We start from the raw sequence: 16,786 nt of genomic DNA on the forward strand, positions 1-16,786 counted from the left end.
TCTTTAAGCATGGACTTTTGTTCAGGCTTTTTTTGCGTTTATATGATCTCGGGGTCTGGTCCGTACAAAGAATCATGGAGGTACTGGAATGGAACAGACAAAAAAATGGGGTTTTTGGTTATTAACGGCATTTGTCGTTGGAAATATGGTTGGATCAGGAATTTTCTCCTTGCCGAGCTCGCTTGCTTCAATCGCAAGTCCGTTTGGCGCTACGTCCGCCTGGCTTTTGACAGGTGCCGGCGTGCTGATGATTGCGCTTGTGTTCGGGCACTTGTCTATTCGCAAGCCTGAACTGACAGCGGGTCCTCAAAGTTATGCCAGAGCACTGTTTTCCGATCCGAAGAAAGGCAACGCTGCCGGTTTCACAATGGTGTGGGGCTACTGGGTGGCGAGCTGGATCAGCAACGTGGCGATCATCACAAGTCTCGCTGGTTACTTGACTTCGTTCTTCCCGATCTTGGTTGACAAACGTGAGATGTTTTCGATCGGCGGGCAAGAGGTGACGCTCGGCCAATTGCTGACGTTTGCCGTATGTACGATCTTGTTATGGGGAACGCACACGATTCTTGTTGCCAGCATTAACGGTGCAAGTAAATTGAACTTTGTCACAACGCTTTCTAAAGTATTAGGTTTTGTCTTCTTTATCGTTGCCGGTTTATTTGTGTTTCAAACGACATTATTCGGTCATTTTTATTTCCCGGTTCAAGGAGAAAACGGCACAAGCATTGGAATTGGCGGCCAGGTTCATAACGCCGCGATTTCTACACTGTGGGCGTTTGTCGGAATTGAATCCGCGGTGATCCTGTCCGGCCGTGCGCGTTCTCAGCGTGATGTGAAACGTGCGACGATTACCGGCTTGCTGATTGCTTTGAGCATTTATATTATAGTGACTTTAATTACGATGGGTGTTCTGCCGCATGATAAGCTTGTCGGCTCTGAAAAACCATTTGTTGATGTACTCTATGCGATTGTTGGAAACGCGGGAAGCGTGATTATGGCGCTTTTGGCTATTCTTTGTTTATTCGGAACGATGCTCGGCTGGATTTTGCTTGGCTCTGAGGTGCCATACCAAGCCGCTAAAGCAGGAGATTTCCCGGCAGTTTTTGCAAAAACGAATAAAAAGGGAAGTCCGGTCATTGCACTCATTATTACAAACGTCATGTCACAGGTCTTCATTTTCTCCGTTATTTCCCGGACAATAAGTGACGCATTTACATTTTTAACGACAGCGGCGACACTCGCATATTTAATACCGTATCTGGTATCTGCAATTTACAGCTTGAAGCTAGTCATCAAAGGTGAAACGTATGACCAGCTGAAAGGCTCCCGTGTAAGAGACGGATTGATCGCGATACTGGCGTGTGCATACTCCGTGTTTGTTATTGTAACAGGCACAGCAGATTTAACGACATTTATTCTCGGCATCGGTTTATTCTTTGTCGGCTTGATTGTTTATCCATTTGTGAGTAAAAAGTTTCAAAAAGAAAAACAAGCATAATGAAAAGACACCTGATTTGTTTTGTCAGGTGTCTTTTTTTATTGAAATACAATTTCTCCTGTTAGCAATCCGATTGTTAAAACAGCTGACAGGAAAGCTGAAATAGAAAGAAAAACCTTTACGGATAATCGTATTTGCAAAAAACGGTTTTTCAGCCTCTCCAGCAAACCAAACAGAATAAGGACTAAGATAAAAACAAAAAACACATCTGAAAAAGGTTTTCCGATATAAAGCCCGTTAAAAAAACTGATCGCGATGATGATACAGCTTAATATGAATTGAGTAAAAAAATATCCGATGTGTTTCAACATGAGCCGCTCCCTTTATTGCATGAAAAAAGAGCCGCCTGTCCGGCTCTTCTGTTTATTTTGTTAAGCTTTCCGTAATAAACTTCAGTTGGCCTTCTAATGAAATCGGATCGGTGAAATAGAAGCCAATCGGATCAATCTTATAGACATGGCCATTTTTAACGGCGTTCAGGTTCTTCCAAATGGAGCTGTCAAATACGCCGCCATCATCACCGCCTGATTGCCATGGGCCCGCGAAAATATAATCTCCGGCGAAGTCAGGGAGCTTTTCTAATGAAATACTTGTATAACCAGGTCCCTGGTCAATGGCTTTTTCTTTTGTCAGCTTTGTCGCCTTCAGGCCGAGGTCTTTGTAAATAATGCTTCCGCCTCTTCCAAAGTCTTTACCGAATACGTAAATGTCTTTTCCGTTCGTTTGCATAATGGAAATGGTTTTGTCACCGACCGCTTTTTTGATTTTTGTTTTAGCTGCCGCAACTTTTTTATCCCACTCGGACAGCCATTTTTCAGCTTTATCTTCAGTTCCTGTCATTTTTGCAAATTCTTTCAGCTGTTCGATGTTGTCGAGCTTATCGTATTTTACTGCGACAGTCGGCGCGATTTTTTCAAGCTTTTTAATATCAGCACCCTGTGTTGTCCAGACGATAATCAGGTCAGGGTTTAAATCAATGACCTTTTCAACCGAAGTGCCGTCTCCGATGTTTTCGACGCCGGCAGTTTTTCCTTTGTAGTAAGGGTTTTTAAATACGTTCTCAGGTGCACCGACAACGTTGATGCCAAGTGTTTTGAAGTAGCCGTAGTAGCCGTCAGCCATGACAACCACCCGTTTAGGATGCTTGGGGATTTTTACATTCCCGTTTTCAGCCTTGTATGTAAAGGTTTCTGCGTCTTTTGAATCAGAGGCAGAGCCTTTGCTTTCTGAGTTACTCCCGCAGGCTGCCAGCGCTGCAATCAATAACAGGGCAAAAAACGCGGCTCCGAGTTTCTTGTATATATGGGTCATATCTCATACCTTCTTTCTAAAAAAATAGATGAAAAAGAGAATCATTATCAACTGTGATTATACCACTGCAAGTGCCGGTTGACACGATATTTTTGCAAATGCATTTTCATTTTTGTTCAAAACACGCTATTAAATCTGTTGAAAAAAGTGATATACTGAAACAACAATTGATAATCATTATCAGTATCAGAAAGGAAGTACGGCAGTTGAGTCAACATAAAAATATACAGACTGCATCAGAAGAAATCCAATGGACGTCAAGGACATATGGCGCGGTTATCGTCCTTATTGCAGGTCTATGCCTGCTTTGTCTTGGCGCACTTTTATCCATATCCCTCGGTGCAGCGGATATTCATTTGCGCACTGTATGGGACGCCATTTTTCATTATCAGCCGACAAAGACAACTCACCAAATTATACATGATCTTCGGCTGCCGAGAACGGCGGCTGCCGCACTTGTAGGCGCATTGTTGGCAGTGTCGGGAGCGATCATGCAGGGGATGACGAGAAACCCTTTGGCAGAGCCTTCGATTATGGGTGTGACATCAGGCTCTGCGTTTGCGGTTTCGATTGCGTTTGCCTTTTTTCCCGGACTTTCTGCTATGGGGCTTGTCCTATGGTCCTTTGCGGGAGCGGGACTGGGGGCATCGACGGTAATGGGCATCGGCATGTTTTCAAGGGGCGGGCTTACGCCTGTAAAGCTTGCTCTGGCGGGTACGGCAGTTACTTATTTCTTTACCGGAATTTCAACCGCCATTGCGATCCGCTTCGATGTGGCTCAGGATATCAGCTTTTGGTACGCAGGCGGGGTAGCGGGTGTGAAATGGTCGGGGGTCCAGCTTTTGCTTATTGCAGGGGCTGTCGGTTTAACGCTCGCGTTTTTCATCGCCCGGTCTGTGACAGTGTTAAGTCTCGGTGACGATCTGGCAAAAGGGCTAGGACAATATACATCAGCGGTGAAACTGGTTGGCATGCTTATCGTAGTGATTTTGACCGGAGCTGCGGTTTCCATAGCCGGCACCATTGCATTTATCGGGCTGATCATTCCGCATATTACCCGTTTTTTGGTCGGTGTGGATTATCGGTGGATCATTCCCTGCTCGGCGGTGCTCGGTGCTGTTTTGCTTGTTTTTGCTGACATAGCGGCCAGACTCGTAAATGCGCCCTTTGAAACGCCTGTCGGCGCACTGACTTCTCTTATCGGCGTTCCCTTTTTCTTTTATTTGGCACGTCGTGAAAGGAGAGGGCTGTAATGAAAACAACAACAAGAAAACCGCTCGCCGTAATGGCTGTGACTCTTATGCTCATCGTGCTGGTCTTTTTTATCAGTCTCAATTTGGGTGTTATCAAAATTGCACCGCTTAAAACGCTTCAGGTCTTTTTCGGCCAAGGAACAGCGCGTGATGAACTTGTCTTATTTGAGTTCAGGCTGCCCCGGATCATCCTTTCTTTGCTTGTTGGAGCAGGGATCGCCGTTGCTGGCGCCATTTTGCAAAGCGCGTCTCAAAATGATCTTGCTGAGCCTGGTATTCTCGGAATTAACGCTGGCGGCTCACTTGCCGTTGTGCTTTTTATATACTTTTTTCAAGGATCAGCTTCAGATCTAAGCTTTTTCGGAACATTTATGCTGCCGTTCAGTGCTTTGGCAGGAGCAATCCTCGCTGCGTTTCTCATTTATCTTCTGGCATGGAAAAAGGGCGTCACACCGATTCGGCTGATTTTAGTCGGCATCGGGGTAAATGCTGGATTCAACGCCCTGTTGCTGATTTTTCAGCTCAAGATGGACCCTCATGATTTTATGCAAGCCGCGGTTTGGATATCCGGTTCAATATGGGGGGCGAACTGGAATATGATTTGGGCGATCCTTCCTTGGATTGTGATCTTGCTACCATTTACTTTATATAAGGCACGCTATTTGAACATATTGCAGCTAGGAGACCAACTAGCGACCGGACTGGGCACTCCTGTTGAAAGGGAGAGACGGATTCTTCTTCTGGCAGCCGTCACTCTTGCCGCTTCATGTGTGGCAGCTGCGGGAGGCATCGCGTTTCTCGGATTGATCGCGCCTCATGTGGCTAGAAGGCTGACCGGTCCGCGTCACCAGACGCTGATACCGGTCTCCGCCCTCATCGGCGCATTCCTGTTTTTGCTCGCTGATACGATGGCGAGAAATGTATTGGCACCATCAGAAATTCCGGTCGGACTTGTCATTTCCGTGCTAGGTGCGCCTTACTTTATTTATTTATTGATGAAAGCGAATTAGAGGAGGGGGCCGAATATGAATTCATTATCAACGGAACAGCTTGGAATCGGTTATGGCGACAGGGTGATTGTAAAGGATTTAAATATATCGATTCCTAAAGGGAAAATTACCACCTTAATTGGCCCGAACGGCTGCGGGAAATCAACGATTTTAAAAACAATGTCCAGAATTATGCGTTCGCATGCAGGGGCCGTCTATTTAAACGGCAAAGCGATTCATAAAATGTCTACAAAAGACATTGCGAAAGATATGGCGATTCTGCCACAGACACCTGAAGCGCCGAGCGGCCTAACGGTGCACGAATTGGTGTCGTACGGCAGGTTTCCGCATCAATCAGGATTCGGCAGATTAAATGACGAAGACCGCCGAATTATCAAATGGGCGCTTGAAGAAACAGGCATGGCTGAATTTGCTGAACGGCCGATTGAGGCATTGTCAGGCGGACAGCGTCAACGCGTGTGGATTGCCATGGCGCTTGCGCAAGGGACGGAGCTGCTGCTGCTGGATGAACCTACGACGTATCTTGATCTTGCGCACCAGCTCGAAATTCTGCAGCTGCTTGACAGACTCAACAAAGAGCAGGGGCGGACAATTTTAATGGTCATTCATGACCTTAACCACGCAGCTCGTTTTTCCCATTATATGATCGCGCTCAAAAAAGGCACTGTCATCAAGGAAGGTACTGCACTTGAGGTCATGACACCGGATATTTTGCAGCAAGTATTTCAGATTGATGCTGAAATCGTGACTGATCCCCGTACAAATAAACCTGTATGCTTGACCTATGATCTGATTAAAAATGAAAAAGAGCTTATTTCTGTGTAAAAAAAATCCCGGTTCGAAGCCGGGATTTTTTTTATTCGCCGCGAAAATACAATTTTTCTATTTGATTCCGTCATTTCAATAAAAAGATTGCAAGTCTTTTTGAATTAATAGATAATATTGGTTAGAATGTTTCGAAAATATTACAATGTTTACAGAAAGAGGAGATCGTTGTGTCCAAGAAGAAAAAATGGCTTATTGGCGGCGCGATATGTGCTGGTGTGCTTGTACTGGCTGGGATCGGCGCCGGCGGTTTTTACTTTTTTACTCACATGAACCAAATTGCCGTATCATCGGAGCCCTATGCTGAATCGGTAGCGGTATACATGGGAGGAGATTCAGAATCAGGCCAAACGTTTTCTGGAAAGGTTGAACCTGAAAAACAGCAGAAAGTATACATAGATTCAGAAAAAGGCAGTATTAAAAAAACATACGTCAAAGAAGGCGATCAGGTTAAAAAGGGCGATAAGCTTTTTGAGTATGAGGGTGAGGATCACTCTGATGAAATTGAGCAGGCCAATTTGCAAATCGAAATGACAACTTTGCAAATCAACCGTTTGCAAAAATCAATAACAGAAACGGAAAAGAAGCTGAAAGCGGCAGGGAAAGAAGAGAAAGCCCAGCTTCAAGATGAAATTGACCAAGCCAATTTCGATTTGAAAACAAGCCAGCTCGAACTGAAACAGCATCAAAAAGAACTGGCTGGCCTGACGAAAAACAAAGGTTCCAATGTCATTACAAGCAAGCATGATGGAATCGTCCAAAGTGTCAATCAGGATATCGCTGACGGGGCAACAGGCGACCAGGCAACAGGCCCGTATATCCAGATTGTTTCGACAGGCAAATATCTAGTCAAAAGCCAAATCAATGAGCTGTTAATGGACACGATCAAAAAAGGCAGCAAAGTCAGGGTTACGCTGAAAACAGGCGGTGAGGGCGAGTGGAAAGGAAAGGTCACCTCGATTGGCAAGCTTCCAGCGGGAGCAGGCGAGGGTGAAGAATCAGAAAGCTTTTCTGATGAAGAAATGAATCCACAGTCCTCTAACTATCCTTTCACCATTTTATTAGACAGCCATAAAGGTCTTGAAGTCGGCTATCATGTCAACATCGAAGTGGTGAGTGATGATGCTGATGCGGATACGATCAAGCTGCCGTCCGACATGGTCATTCAGGATGACGGCGAACCGTATGTGTGGAAAGCTGATGAGAAGCAGAAAGCGGTTAAGCAGCCTGTTGAAATCGGAGAGACAGATGAAAATGACATGGTGGAAATTAAGAGCGGCCTGACGCCGGAAGATTATGTGATCTACCCTGATCCCGCGGTCAAGGAAGGAAAGCAGGTTACAGTCAATGCTGACACTGAATAATATTTCGAAATCGTACAAGCTGGGAAAAGAAGAAGTTCCAATCTTGAAACATATCAATCTGACTGTCCAGGCAGGGGAGTTTTTGGCTATTATGGGGCCTTCGGGTTCTGGAAAGTCAACGTTAATGAATATTATCGGCTGTTTGGACAGGCCGACCTCGGGAACCTATACGCTTGATCAGATCGATATATTGAAAGGGAAAGACGGAGCTTTAGCCGAAATTCGCAACGAATCAATCGGGTTTGTGTTTCAAACTTTTCATTTGCTGCCGCGTCTCACCGCGCTGCAAAATGTCGAGCTGCCGATGATTTACAATAAAGTGAAGAAAAAAGAGAGAAGGCAACGGGCATATGAAGCGCTGGAAAAGGTCGGATTAAAAGACAGGGTCTCCTACAAACCACCTAAGCTGTCCGGCGGCCAAAAGCAGCGGGTGGCGATAGCGAGGGCCCTCGTCAATCAGCCGAGGTTTATTTTAGCTGATGAACCGACCGGGGCGCTTGATACCAAATCAAGTGAACAAATTTTGTCACTGTTTTCCGAACTTCATCGGGAAGGCAAGACCATTATTATGATAACCCACGACCCGGACGTCGCCAAAAAAGCTGACAGAACCGTTTTTATCAGAGACGGAGAGTTGGTATTAGATGAGAGAGGGGATATCAGCCATGCTTGAACATATTCGAATCTCCTTTCAATCTATTTTCTCTCATAAATTAAGATCCATTCTGACAATGCTCGGCGTGATTATCGGCATAGCGGCAATCATCGCGATTGTTTCAATGCTGAAGGGCCAAAGTGAGCAATTAAAGCAAAGTATGATCGGCATGGGAAACAACGCGATCAACGTTGTCTACCAGCCGTCTGGCGGTGAAGAGGAGGGCGGCGGCCCTCAGGTTTCGTATACATCCGCGCCGCCTGTAGCGGAAGAAACAGTAAAGGAGATCAAATCTGATCCTATTGTTAAAGGATTATCCTTATATTACATGTCAGAAGGCGCAAGCGTTTTTCATTTAACAAACGTTTCGTATCCCCAAGTGTACGGAGTGGACGATGATTACTTCGATATGTTCCCAATCCGAATAACCGAAGGGAGAAAGCTGGCGGAAAACGAATTAAACACCACTCACCAAGTGGTGATGATCAATGAAGCTGTCAGAGATGAACTGTTTCCAGAAGGAGACGCTCTGCATAAAAGCATTGAAATGAATGGTGTGCCGTTTAAGGTCGTCGGTGTTTTTAAAGAAAAAAATCAACAGGAAAGCATGTTTGAAGGCGACTATGCGAACCCGGTTTTGTACGTGCCGAAAAAAGTGTGGCCGCTTATTGAAGGGTTTGACGCGCCAACGCAGATTGCTGTGCAGGCTGACTCTTCTGAGCATATCCAAGAAGCGGGTGTAATGGCTGCGGATCTTTTAAATCAGGGATTGTCAGAAGCTGAGTTGGAGAAAGCAGAGTACAGTGTAATGGATCTCCAGGAGATCGCGCAGGAAGTAGAGTCCTTTAATCAGTCATTTGCATTGCTGCTTGGCGGAATCGCCAGTATTTCACTTTTGGTGGGCGGTATCGGCGTCATGAACATTATGCTCGTTTCCGTAACGGAGCGCACGAGAGAAATCGGAATTAAGAAAGCGCTCGGTGCTAAGCGGCGTGTGATTTTATTTCAATTTTTAACCGAGGCTGTCGTGCTGACAAGCATTGGCGGAATACTCGGTGTGCTGGCGGGCTTCGGCATCGCCAAGCTGCTGACGGTCATTTTTCCGATGCCTTTTATCGTCTCCATTCCAGCTGTTGTCGGAGCACTCATCTTTTCAATGGCAGTCGGCATTATCTTCGGTTTGCTTCCGTCCATCAAGGCATCTAAGCTTCAGCCTGTAGACGCGCTGCGCTATGAATAAAAAGAACGCATCCAATTGGAATGCGTTCTTTTTTTAGCTGGGAAGTGCTGAGTTGCATTTGTCTAAAATCAGAAATACGGCTGCGATGATCATTTCTTCAGTGGTAGACAGCCAGATGTCGCTGATCATTTCGTCTGTTGTATGAGCAGTCATCCATAAAAACAGAAGCTGGACGATGCCTGCCAGGAGAATGAATAAGCGTTTGTCTGTCTTGAAAAATGTAAAACTATGTATCATCAGGCGTTCAAATGGTTCTAGAAATAGCCCAAGGATAAGAAATAACACAGCAAAAAGCAGGACATGAGCTGCTGAGCGATAGCTCGTTCCCGCTAAAGAAAATAATATATAGATGACAGCAAAATAGGTCAACACCACTGCTGCTGCGGCCAGCAAGTATTTGATGGAGAGCCGCAATAAAAGTTTTGAAGACGTTTGATGTTTCACAGGTTCAGCTCCTTATGAAGGCTTGCAGAGAACGAGTGCTCTCTGCAAGCTGTAAGTCTATTATTTATTGCATTTCTTTTTCACAACTGGGTGCTTTTCTTTTGAAAGCACATCAGTAAAATCTTTGCCTAAGTCAAGGTGCGCTTGAACAAATGTTTCAGGAAGCATGGCAAGCCATTGGTTTAAAGATATATCGGCATAATGGTCGTCTTTGAAGATTTCTAAAAAGACAAGCGGTTCATCACCAATGTTTTCAACGTAATGACCCATTGCAAATGGTACATATCCGACATCACCGGCTTGGTAGTTAAACGTTCTGGCATGGCCGTCAGATGCAAAGACGGTCATTCTTGCTTTACCGGAGATGTAGTATTGCCATTCGTGTGTATTCGGATGCCAGTGCAGCTCTCTCATGGCGCCGGGTTCTACTGTTACGAGCGCTGATGCGATGGTTTTAGACACTTTGAAGTTTGTCGAATCTGCAATGTATACTTTCCCTCCCTCAGATTCAATCGGCTCTTGTTCAAGAAGGCGGTAAGTAAATGGATAAGGCACTTCGCCGTTCGGCCCTTCCACAATGTCATCTTTTAAGCTGCCAGGGAGTTGGTTTTCAAATATATATTTTTCTTTGCCTGGCAAATTAGCAATCTCTTCTTTTGTCACGCCGAAGTTCGCAGCAATCACTTCTTTTGGAGTGTGGGCAAGCCAATCTGTCAGCTGGAACGTGCTGTTTTCTGAGAATGATCCATCGTCAAACACAAGCAGGAACTCAGCCCCCTCATCCAGCGCTTGGATAGAGTGCGGCAGGCCTGACGGGAAGTACCAAAGGTCACCTTCACCTACATCATCAATAAAGCTGCGCCCTTTTTCATCAACAATTGTGACTCTTGCGCTTCCGTAAATCATATAAGCCCATTCTGCTTCTTTATGCCAGTGCAGCTCGCGAATGGCGCCTGGCTTCAGCCGCATATTTACAGATGCAAGGTTTTCTGAAATCGGCAGTTCACGTACTGTCACTTCACGGGCATATCCGCCTTTTTCTAATCGGTTATGAGTGTCAGAGAACGAAAACTTCATATTGCTGACGGTGCCATGATCGGTTTCAGGCGGAACAAGCATATCAGGGTTTTGCCGGTCTCTTTCAATATTGCGTGGGATTTTTACCGTTGCTCCTTTGTCTCCTCTAATTGGCTGCGGAATGTCATTTTGTTTTTTCATGAAATGTTTCCTCCTTAGATTTAATTGTGATAGCAGAAAGAGAAGGTGAAAGGCCTTTCGTTTTCCCTTCTGTTTTGTTAAGTGAAAAAAATCAGTGAAAAGTCAACTTTGATTGAAAAATTATTTTTTTGCATGATCTTTCAGTTCTGTCATTAGTTCTATGAGTTGATCAAACTTCTTTTCGAATCGAGTCAGCAGGTACATTGCAATCAGCGCGGGAAACCCCAAATTGCCGATTTGTTTTACGACTTCCTCTATAAAAACCTGATCCATAGGAAAATACCTCCCTTCTTTTTCTGCAGTCATGTATGTAAGTGAAGGAAATCCGATAAAACGTAAACTGCTGCAAAGTATTTTGGAAGACACTAGTCGGAAAGTAGTAGTTTACTTTTTTTTGCTTTCCTTCATTTAATTTAGTAGGGAGGCGGTTTGATGGACTATCAAAGTCTTTTACGGTCAAAATGTAAGGAGATAATGAAGCATCCCATCGTGAAGCATTTTTTGAGCAATCCTCAGCATTACCGTTTGTTCAAAAACGTAATGGAAAGCCCTAACGAAAAAGATGCAAAATCATTGGACGAGCTATTTAAGCAGTTTTATAAAGAAATCCGCATCGTCAAGTATATGAATTCAATGATTCGCATCTTTTCTATTGATTTTGATAAGCGGGTTCGCAAAAATCAAAAACGGTATCCGCTGACGGTTGATCATCCGGAGGCAGGAGTTCGACTTCCTTCCGAAACAGGAAGCGATGCATTTGAAGAGTTTTTAGACCGGCAGGATGATTTGAGTCAGCATGTTCAGGATTATCAGCTCTACCAAGCGATTCAGAATCTGACTGACAAACAAAAAAGCGTGCTGACGAAAGTGTATCTTCACGGTGCCACGATGCAGGAGATTGCAGATTCATTAGGGGAGTCCCGGCAAAACATTTCCAACATTCATAAAAAGGGACTGGAGAATATCAGAAAGCAGCTAGCGGCGCAAAAAAAGGGGGAAAAGTAAGCTGTGAACGGCCAGTTTGAACAAAAAAAGAAACAAAATGACGAGACTTTTGACATTGAGCACCTGATTGCATGCTTTTCACCAATGATCAGAAAAAAACTCAGCAATACGTCCTATCAAGAAAGAGAAGATTTAGAACAAGAGCTGAAGATCAAAATGTTTGAAAAGGCTGATATGCTTTTGTGTCAGGATGTCCCGGGATTTTGGGAGTTTATTTTGTACATGGTAGATGAGAACTCATAATATTTTCATATAAAAAAACATCAAAAGGGAGCGCTTGTTTGCTCCTTTTTTGCTGTTTTGATTTGCCAAGCTCCAATGTATTCAAAAATGTACCATAAATAAACGATATAATGATAAGATGAAAAAAACAGTGACAGAAAGGAACATAAAAGTGGAAAATGCGTCAATTTTAATCGTAGACGATGAGAAAGCGATTGTGGACATGATCAAACGCGTTCTCGAAAAAGAAGGTTATCGAAATATACTGGATGCGGCAAGCGCAGAAGAAGCGATTCCTGTTGTGAAGGCCAATAAGGTTGACTTAATTGTGCTGGATGTCATGATGGGCGGAATGTCCGGTTTTGAAGCCTGCACGCTGATCAGAGAGTATTCAGAAGCTCCGATTTTTTTCCTGACGGCAAGATCATCCGACGCGGACAAATTATCGGGCTTTGCGGTTGGAGCTGATGACTATATCACAAAACCATTTAATCCGCTGGAATTAGCGGCGCGGATCAGAGCGCATCTCAAGCGTACATATCAATCGAAAGAAACGAGTTCAAATCAAACATACACATATGATTATTTTACTTTTTCTCCGCAAAATGCCGAGCTGATTGTAGGCGGGGAAGCTGTTGCTTGTTCAGCCCAGCTTCTGCAGCTTTTGCAGTATTTTTGTGAACACCCCAACGTGGTGCTCTCCAAGGATCAAATATATGAAAAAGTATGGGGCTACCCTTCCTATGGTGACAACAACACCGTCATGGTTCATATTCGCAAGCTTAGGGAGAAGATTGAGCGCGATCCGAGCAATCCGGAGTATATTGTAACCGTTCGAGGTCTCGGCTATCGTTTTATCCCAAATCCTGAAGGCAAGCGGTCATGAGGTTAAGATGGAAGTTTTTGTTTCACTTTTTCGGGCAGATGCTGATTGTGATCCTGCTGCTTACGGTGATGCTTGTTGCGTCGTTTTTCTATTTAGACGCTCGTTTTAGCGATGCGGAATCCAATTCAGGGCTGACGAAGGCGACGACCGACACACTTGAGGCATATCTCGATGTAAACGAAGACGGGACATGGGAAGTGGATAATTTCCTGAAGAAATCTGTCGATAAACAGCATGGCTGGATGCAAATCATTGATTCGGAAGGAAACACTGATTATTCCTACGGCGTGCCAAAAGACGTGCCGGGCACCTATACCAAGAAAGAGCTATTGTCTATTTATAAAATCAAAAAGCTTCATAACTATAAACTGAATTATTGGGCTATCAATATTGAAGATAAGTCGTATCTTCTATTGTTCGGCTGGAAATCAAAGAGTGAACAGCTCCTGACTTCCGTAGAAAAACGCGAACAAAAGATAGACGATCTAGCGCACTATAAGTCTGGCACCATCGACTATATTAAGCAGAAAAAAGGCGCTATTTACCTGTTAGACAGCAATGGAAACATTCTCGACAGCATCAACAGCACAAAAAGCGAAAGAAAAACGATGAACCAGCTGGAGCTGCTGAAATACAGCTCTAAACCTTGGAACTATAAGCGGGAAATTTCCGTTAAGATTCTCAATAAAGACAGATGGATGGTCGCTACGGTGCCGAACCCTGTCTATGTAACCGATCAGGAGTTTAACAAATCATTCCTGAAGGTTGTATTAAAAGCGATGTTTCTTGTTATGGGCGTTTTGTTCATGTATATCATTTGGATGACCGTTTGGTATATGTTCCGGTTTGGGCTGCCGATTTTTCACACGATTCGATGGCTGGTCAATCTGTCAAAAGGGAAGCTTGAGGAACCCAGAAACCGGGAAGGCCATCCTGTCAGCAAAAATAAAAAGGGGAAAATCAAACAGCCGTACCGCTTCTTCGGTGAGATATTTGAATCAATGGATCAGCTGACCGAAACGCTGAGAAGGGATAAAAGAAACAGAGAAAAAATCCAGGCGACAAGGGAAGAATGGATCGCCGGTTTGTCACATGACTTAAAAACACCGCTCAGCAGCATTTACGGCTACAGCATGATGCTCGAGTCGAAGCAGTATGACTGGTCGCCGGAAGAAGTGAAAGAAATGGGGCAGGTTGTCAGAGAAAAATCTGAATACATGTCCAAGCTGATTGAAGACTTAAATTTAACATATCGGCTGAAAAATGATGCTCTTCCTATTGAGAGAAGGCTTACCAGCCTTATCCCGTTTTTTAAAAATGTCATTGAGGATTTTAAGAAAAATCCGTTTTCTGAGGGGTATGATATCTCGTTTGTATCCAAAGAAGAGCATATTGAATTTGCACTTGATGAAGCGTGGTTCAGGCGCATATTAGAAAATCTCCTTGGGAATGCCGTGAAGCACAACGGCAAAGGAACAGAGATTCAAGTCATTCTGGAACAAACAAAAAATCATATTTCTTTAAAGGTGAAGGACAATGGGAAAGGAATGGATGAAGAAACGATTACCCATTTGTTTAACCGTTACTACAGAGGGACGAACACAAAAGATTCAACTGCCGGAACGGGTCTCGGGCTCGCGATTGCCAAGGAGCTTGTCCATCTGCATAACGGAACGATCCATGTAAACAGCAGAATGGACATTGGGACGGTCATTACCATCCTTTTTAAAAAACAATAAACATCATGTGGTTTGGACACCTCTTTGCCGGGAATAACAATATATAGACTGAAGCTAAAGAGGTGTAACACATGGATGCAGTATTGGAAGCAGACACTAGGGCAGTGATTGGAGAAGGCCCGTTATGGGATGAAGAAAACGGCCGCTTATATTGGGTTGATATCCTGGGGAGCGAGCTCCACATTTTTGACCCTGAAGAAAAAATCAACCGATCGATCAAATTCAAATCCTTTGTGACGGCGCTTGCGAAATATTCCAAGGATGAACTGATTATGACGATGAAGGACGGGTTTTACCTGTATCATCTTCGGGATGACAGCCTGGAGAAAATTAAACAGCCAAAGGACATGCATGAGAGCCTGAGATTTAATGATGCTAAATGTGACCCGTACGGAAGGCTGTGGGCGGGGACGACGAGCATGGAAGGCGAGCAAAAACAGGCATCGCTGTACCGTTTGAATCTAGACGGCAGTCTTGTCAAAATCAAAGATCGAGTCTCTACCTCAAACGGTTTGGATTGGGACCGCGAGCGGAATTTGATGTATTACATCGACACGCCGACGCAGGAGATTGTGCGCTACAGCTATGACCCTCAAAGCGGAGATGTTTCAAATCCAGAACCTGTCTATCGTTTTGATCAATCAGACGGATTGCCGGACGGCATGACAATCGACCAAAATGGCATGCTGTGGGTGGCGCTGTTTGGCGGCAGCCGCGTTGTTCACATTGACCCGTTTGAGAAAAAAGAAATCAATTCAATCAGCGTGCCGGCTAAGTATGTCACGTGCTGCGCGTTTGGCGGCAGAGACTTAAAAACCCTTTACATTACAACGGCAACGGAACAAATGACAGAAAAAGAAAGATACGAGCAGCCTCACGCTGGAGGGTTGTTTTCAGCACAACTGGAAACAGGCGGATATCAGCCGGTACCATTTGCTGGAGACGTATAAAAAAACGCATCCGATAGACGGATGCGTTTTTGCATGTCACAGAGAACGGATAATGCCGCCTTCCACACGCTGTGCCGTGCCGTTAATGGCGGAGGCGGCGTCAGACGCGAGGAATACGATTGTGTTGGCGACTTCTTCTGCTGTCGCGTATCGCTGAATAAGCGAAGTTGGCTCATTGACCTTGAAATAATCTTTGATAAATGTATCTGTATCCTGGCCGGCTGCTTGTGCGGCGCCTTCCATATAGGATGCCACGCCCTCTGTCCAAGTAGGCCCCGGAAGCACTGAGTTGACCGTCACATTCGTGCCTTTTGTCATTTCAGCCATTCCCCTTGACAGGCTGATCAGCGCCGTTTTTGTCATTGAGTATGGAATCATCGTTGGCAGCGGTTTGATACCTGCTTCACTTGCAATATTTAAAATGCGGCCGCTGTTTTTAGCAAGCATCTTTGGAAGGAAGTGACGGCTTGTCCGAACGGCGCTCATCACGTTCACTTCGAAATATTGATTCCACTCTTCATCTGTCACATCGGCAAAGTCTTTTACCTCGAAGAAACCAAGGTTGTTGACAAGGATATCGATATCACCGATTTCATTTACTTTTTCAATAAAAGCCGCTGCTTCATCTGTCTTTGACAAATCGGCAGCAACACCGTGCACTGTTCCATAGCCAGAAAGCTCTTCAACCGTGCGATCGACAGTCTCCTGTTTGCGTCCGTTGACAATGACTGCCGCACCCTCTTGCAGAAAGCTTTTTGCGGCGGCTTTCCCGATGCCGGACGTTGAGCCGGTGATTAAGACGAGTTTGTCTTTTAGCTGTAAATTCATAAGAATCATTCCTTTTGATTGATGATGGTATTAAGTATACAAGATCAAATTTAGTGTTTACGAGGATTTTGCTCCCATACACAATACGGGAAAAGTCATTCAGGACACATATACAAGCCTGTCAGTCATATAGTATAATTACTCCGAAAAAAGGATACGAATGTCAAATAGGTGCCGGTCCGTGGACAACAGCCGGCTTAATAGGGAAACCGGTAAAAGCCGGTGCGGTCCCGCCACTGTAATTGGCCAAAGCGCCAAGAGCCAGGATACCTGCCTGTTTGATCAGCACGAATTCTGCGAGGACAGATGATGTGTAAACAATAGGCTTTTTTGTGTTG

The 16,786-nt window shown here is 44.7% G+C and carries 18 protein-coding genes and 1 riboswitch; of the genes, 12 read left to right on the forward strand and 6 right to left on the reverse strand.

Features of this window, described 5'->3' with window-relative positions; genetic code table 11:
- The first annotated feature begins 88 nt into the window (after positions 1-88).
- A complete protein-coding gene (locus ACQXR1_RS02965; RefSeq protein ID WP_430771698.1) occupies positions 89-1,498 on the forward strand; it encodes an amino acid permease in 1,410 nt (469 codons plus the stop codon).
- A 38-nt stretch (positions 1,499-1,536) separates the two neighbouring features.
- Here ACQXR1_RS02965 and ACQXR1_RS02970 read toward each other — a convergent pair whose 3' ends face one another.
- Together ACQXR1_RS02970 and ACQXR1_RS02975 are read right to left on the reverse strand one after the other, a co-directional pair.
- Positions 1,537-1,809 carry a hypothetical protein gene (locus ACQXR1_RS02970; protein ID WP_014665366.1) on the reverse strand — a complete coding sequence of 91 codons (273 nt, stop codon included), beginning with the start codon at positions 1,807-1,809 and terminating at the stop codon, positions 1,537-1,539.
- A 52-nt stretch (positions 1,810-1,861) separates the two neighbouring features.
- Complete coding sequence (locus ACQXR1_RS02975) at positions 1,862-2,809, reverse strand: iron-hydroxamate ABC transporter substrate-binding protein (protein ID WP_430771699.1); 948 nt, start codon at positions 2,807-2,809, stop codon at positions 1,862-1,864.
- 206 nt (positions 2,810-3,015) lie between these two features.
- Between ACQXR1_RS02975 and ACQXR1_RS02980 the strand changes: the two genes are divergently transcribed.
- The 6 genes from ACQXR1_RS02980 (at position 3,016) to ACQXR1_RS03005 (ending at position 9,156) form a co-directional block, all read left to right on the forward strand.
- Positions 3,016-4,062 (forward strand): FecCD family ABC transporter permease, encoded by a 1,047-nt coding sequence (locus ACQXR1_RS02980; protein ID WP_227099362.1) that lies wholly within the window; start codon positions 3,016-3,018, stop codon positions 4,060-4,062.
- Positions 4,062-5,072 (forward strand): FecCD family ABC transporter permease, encoded by a 1,011-nt coding sequence (locus tag ACQXR1_RS02985; protein ID WP_430771700.1) that lies wholly within the window; start codon positions 4,062-4,064, stop codon positions 5,070-5,072. The genes ACQXR1_RS02980 and ACQXR1_RS02985 overlap by 1 nt, the downstream gene beginning before the upstream one ends.
- 15 nt (positions 5,073-5,087) lie before the next feature.
- A complete protein-coding gene (locus tag ACQXR1_RS02990) occupies positions 5,088-5,897 on the forward strand; it encodes an ABC transporter ATP-binding protein (protein ID WP_430771701.1) in 810 nt (269 codons plus the stop codon).
- Between the two features lie 170 nt (positions 5,898-6,067).
- Positions 6,068-7,261, forward strand: a complete 1,194-nt coding sequence (locus ACQXR1_RS02995) for an efflux RND transporter periplasmic adaptor subunit (protein WP_430771702.1) — start codon at positions 6,068-6,070, stop codon at positions 7,259-7,261.
- Positions 7,245-7,934: an ABC transporter ATP-binding protein gene (locus tag ACQXR1_RS03000; RefSeq protein WP_014480848.1), complete on the forward strand. Its 690-nt coding sequence runs from the start codon at positions 7,245-7,247 to the stop codon at positions 7,932-7,934. The genes ACQXR1_RS02995 and ACQXR1_RS03000 overlap by 17 nt, the downstream gene beginning before the upstream one ends.
- Positions 7,927-9,156, forward strand: a complete 1,230-nt coding sequence (locus ACQXR1_RS03005; RefSeq protein WP_103030995.1) for an ABC transporter permease — start codon at positions 7,927-7,929, stop codon at positions 9,154-9,156. Before ACQXR1_RS03000 ends, ACQXR1_RS03005 begins: the two co-directional genes overlap by 8 nt.
- Before the next feature lie 33 nt (positions 9,157-9,189).
- Here ACQXR1_RS03005 and ACQXR1_RS03010 read toward each other — a convergent pair whose 3' ends face one another.
- The 3 genes from ACQXR1_RS03010 to ACQXR1_RS03020 all read right to left on the reverse strand — a co-directional run bounded on the left by ACQXR1_RS03010 (position 9,190) and on the right by ACQXR1_RS03020 (position 11,091).
- Positions 9,190-9,600 carry a regulatory YrvL family protein gene (locus ACQXR1_RS03010; protein ID WP_014665358.1) on the reverse strand — a complete coding sequence of 137 codons (411 nt, stop codon included), beginning with the start codon at positions 9,598-9,600 and terminating at the stop codon, positions 9,190-9,192.
- A 60-nt stretch (positions 9,601-9,660) separates the two neighbouring features.
- Positions 9,661-10,818, reverse strand: a complete 1,158-nt coding sequence (gene oxdC, locus ACQXR1_RS03015) for an oxalate decarboxylase (protein ID WP_071580870.1) — start codon at positions 10,816-10,818, stop codon at positions 9,661-9,663.
- Between the two features lie 120 nt (positions 10,819-10,938).
- Positions 10,939-11,091, reverse strand: coding sequence for a YvrJ family protein (locus ACQXR1_RS03020; protein ID WP_003244090.1), 153 nt, complete (start codon positions 11,089-11,091; stop codon positions 10,939-10,941).
- Positions 11,092-11,292: 201 nt separating this feature from the next.
- Between ACQXR1_RS03020 and sigO the strand changes: the two genes are divergently transcribed.
- From sigO to ACQXR1_RS03045, 5 genes are all read left to right on the forward strand, one after another.
- Positions 11,293-11,823 carry an RNA polymerase sigma factor SigO gene (gene sigO, locus ACQXR1_RS03025; RefSeq protein WP_080488023.1) on the forward strand — a complete coding sequence of 177 codons (531 nt, stop codon included), beginning with the start codon at positions 11,293-11,295 and terminating at the stop codon, positions 11,821-11,823.
- A 3-nt stretch (positions 11,824-11,826) separates the two neighbouring features.
- Complete coding sequence (gene rsoA, locus ACQXR1_RS03030) at positions 11,827-12,066, forward strand: sigma-O factor regulator RsoA (protein ID WP_014665355.1); 240 nt, start codon at positions 11,827-11,829, stop codon at positions 12,064-12,066.
- 151 nt (positions 12,067-12,217) lie between these two features.
- Positions 12,218-12,931, forward strand: coding sequence for a two-component system response regulator YvrH (yvrH, locus tag ACQXR1_RS03035; protein WP_041521425.1), 714 nt, complete (start codon positions 12,218-12,220; stop codon positions 12,929-12,931).
- A complete protein-coding gene (gene yvrG, locus ACQXR1_RS03040) occupies positions 12,928-14,670 on the forward strand; it encodes a two-component system sensor histidine kinase YvrG (protein WP_014665352.1) in 1,743 nt (580 codons plus the stop codon). The genes yvrH and yvrG overlap by 4 nt, the downstream gene beginning before the upstream one ends.
- Positions 14,671-14,741: 71 nt before the next feature.
- The gene (locus tag ACQXR1_RS03045) at positions 14,742-15,620 is read left to right on the forward strand and encodes an SMP-30/gluconolactonase/LRE family protein (protein WP_095431876.1); all 879 of its coding nucleotides are present in this window, start codon (positions 14,742-14,744) and stop codon (positions 15,618-15,620) included.
- A 36-nt stretch (positions 15,621-15,656) separates the two neighbouring features.
- Here the strand turns inward: ACQXR1_RS03045 and ACQXR1_RS03050 are convergent, their stop codons facing one another.
- Positions 15,657-16,448, reverse strand: coding sequence for an SDR family NAD(P)-dependent oxidoreductase (locus ACQXR1_RS03050; RefSeq protein WP_304592157.1), 792 nt, complete (start codon positions 16,446-16,448; stop codon positions 15,657-15,659).
- Positions 16,449-16,600: 152 nt separating this feature from the next.
- Positions 16,601-16,740: riboswitch (cobalamin riboswitch) on the forward strand.
- The last annotated feature ends 46 nt before the right edge of the window (positions 16,741-16,786 follow it).

The organism is Bacillus sp. ATD, assembly GCF_050585765.1.
GTDB classification, from domain to species: Bacteria; Bacillota; Bacilli; order Bacillales; family Bacillaceae; genus Bacillus; species Bacillus stercoris.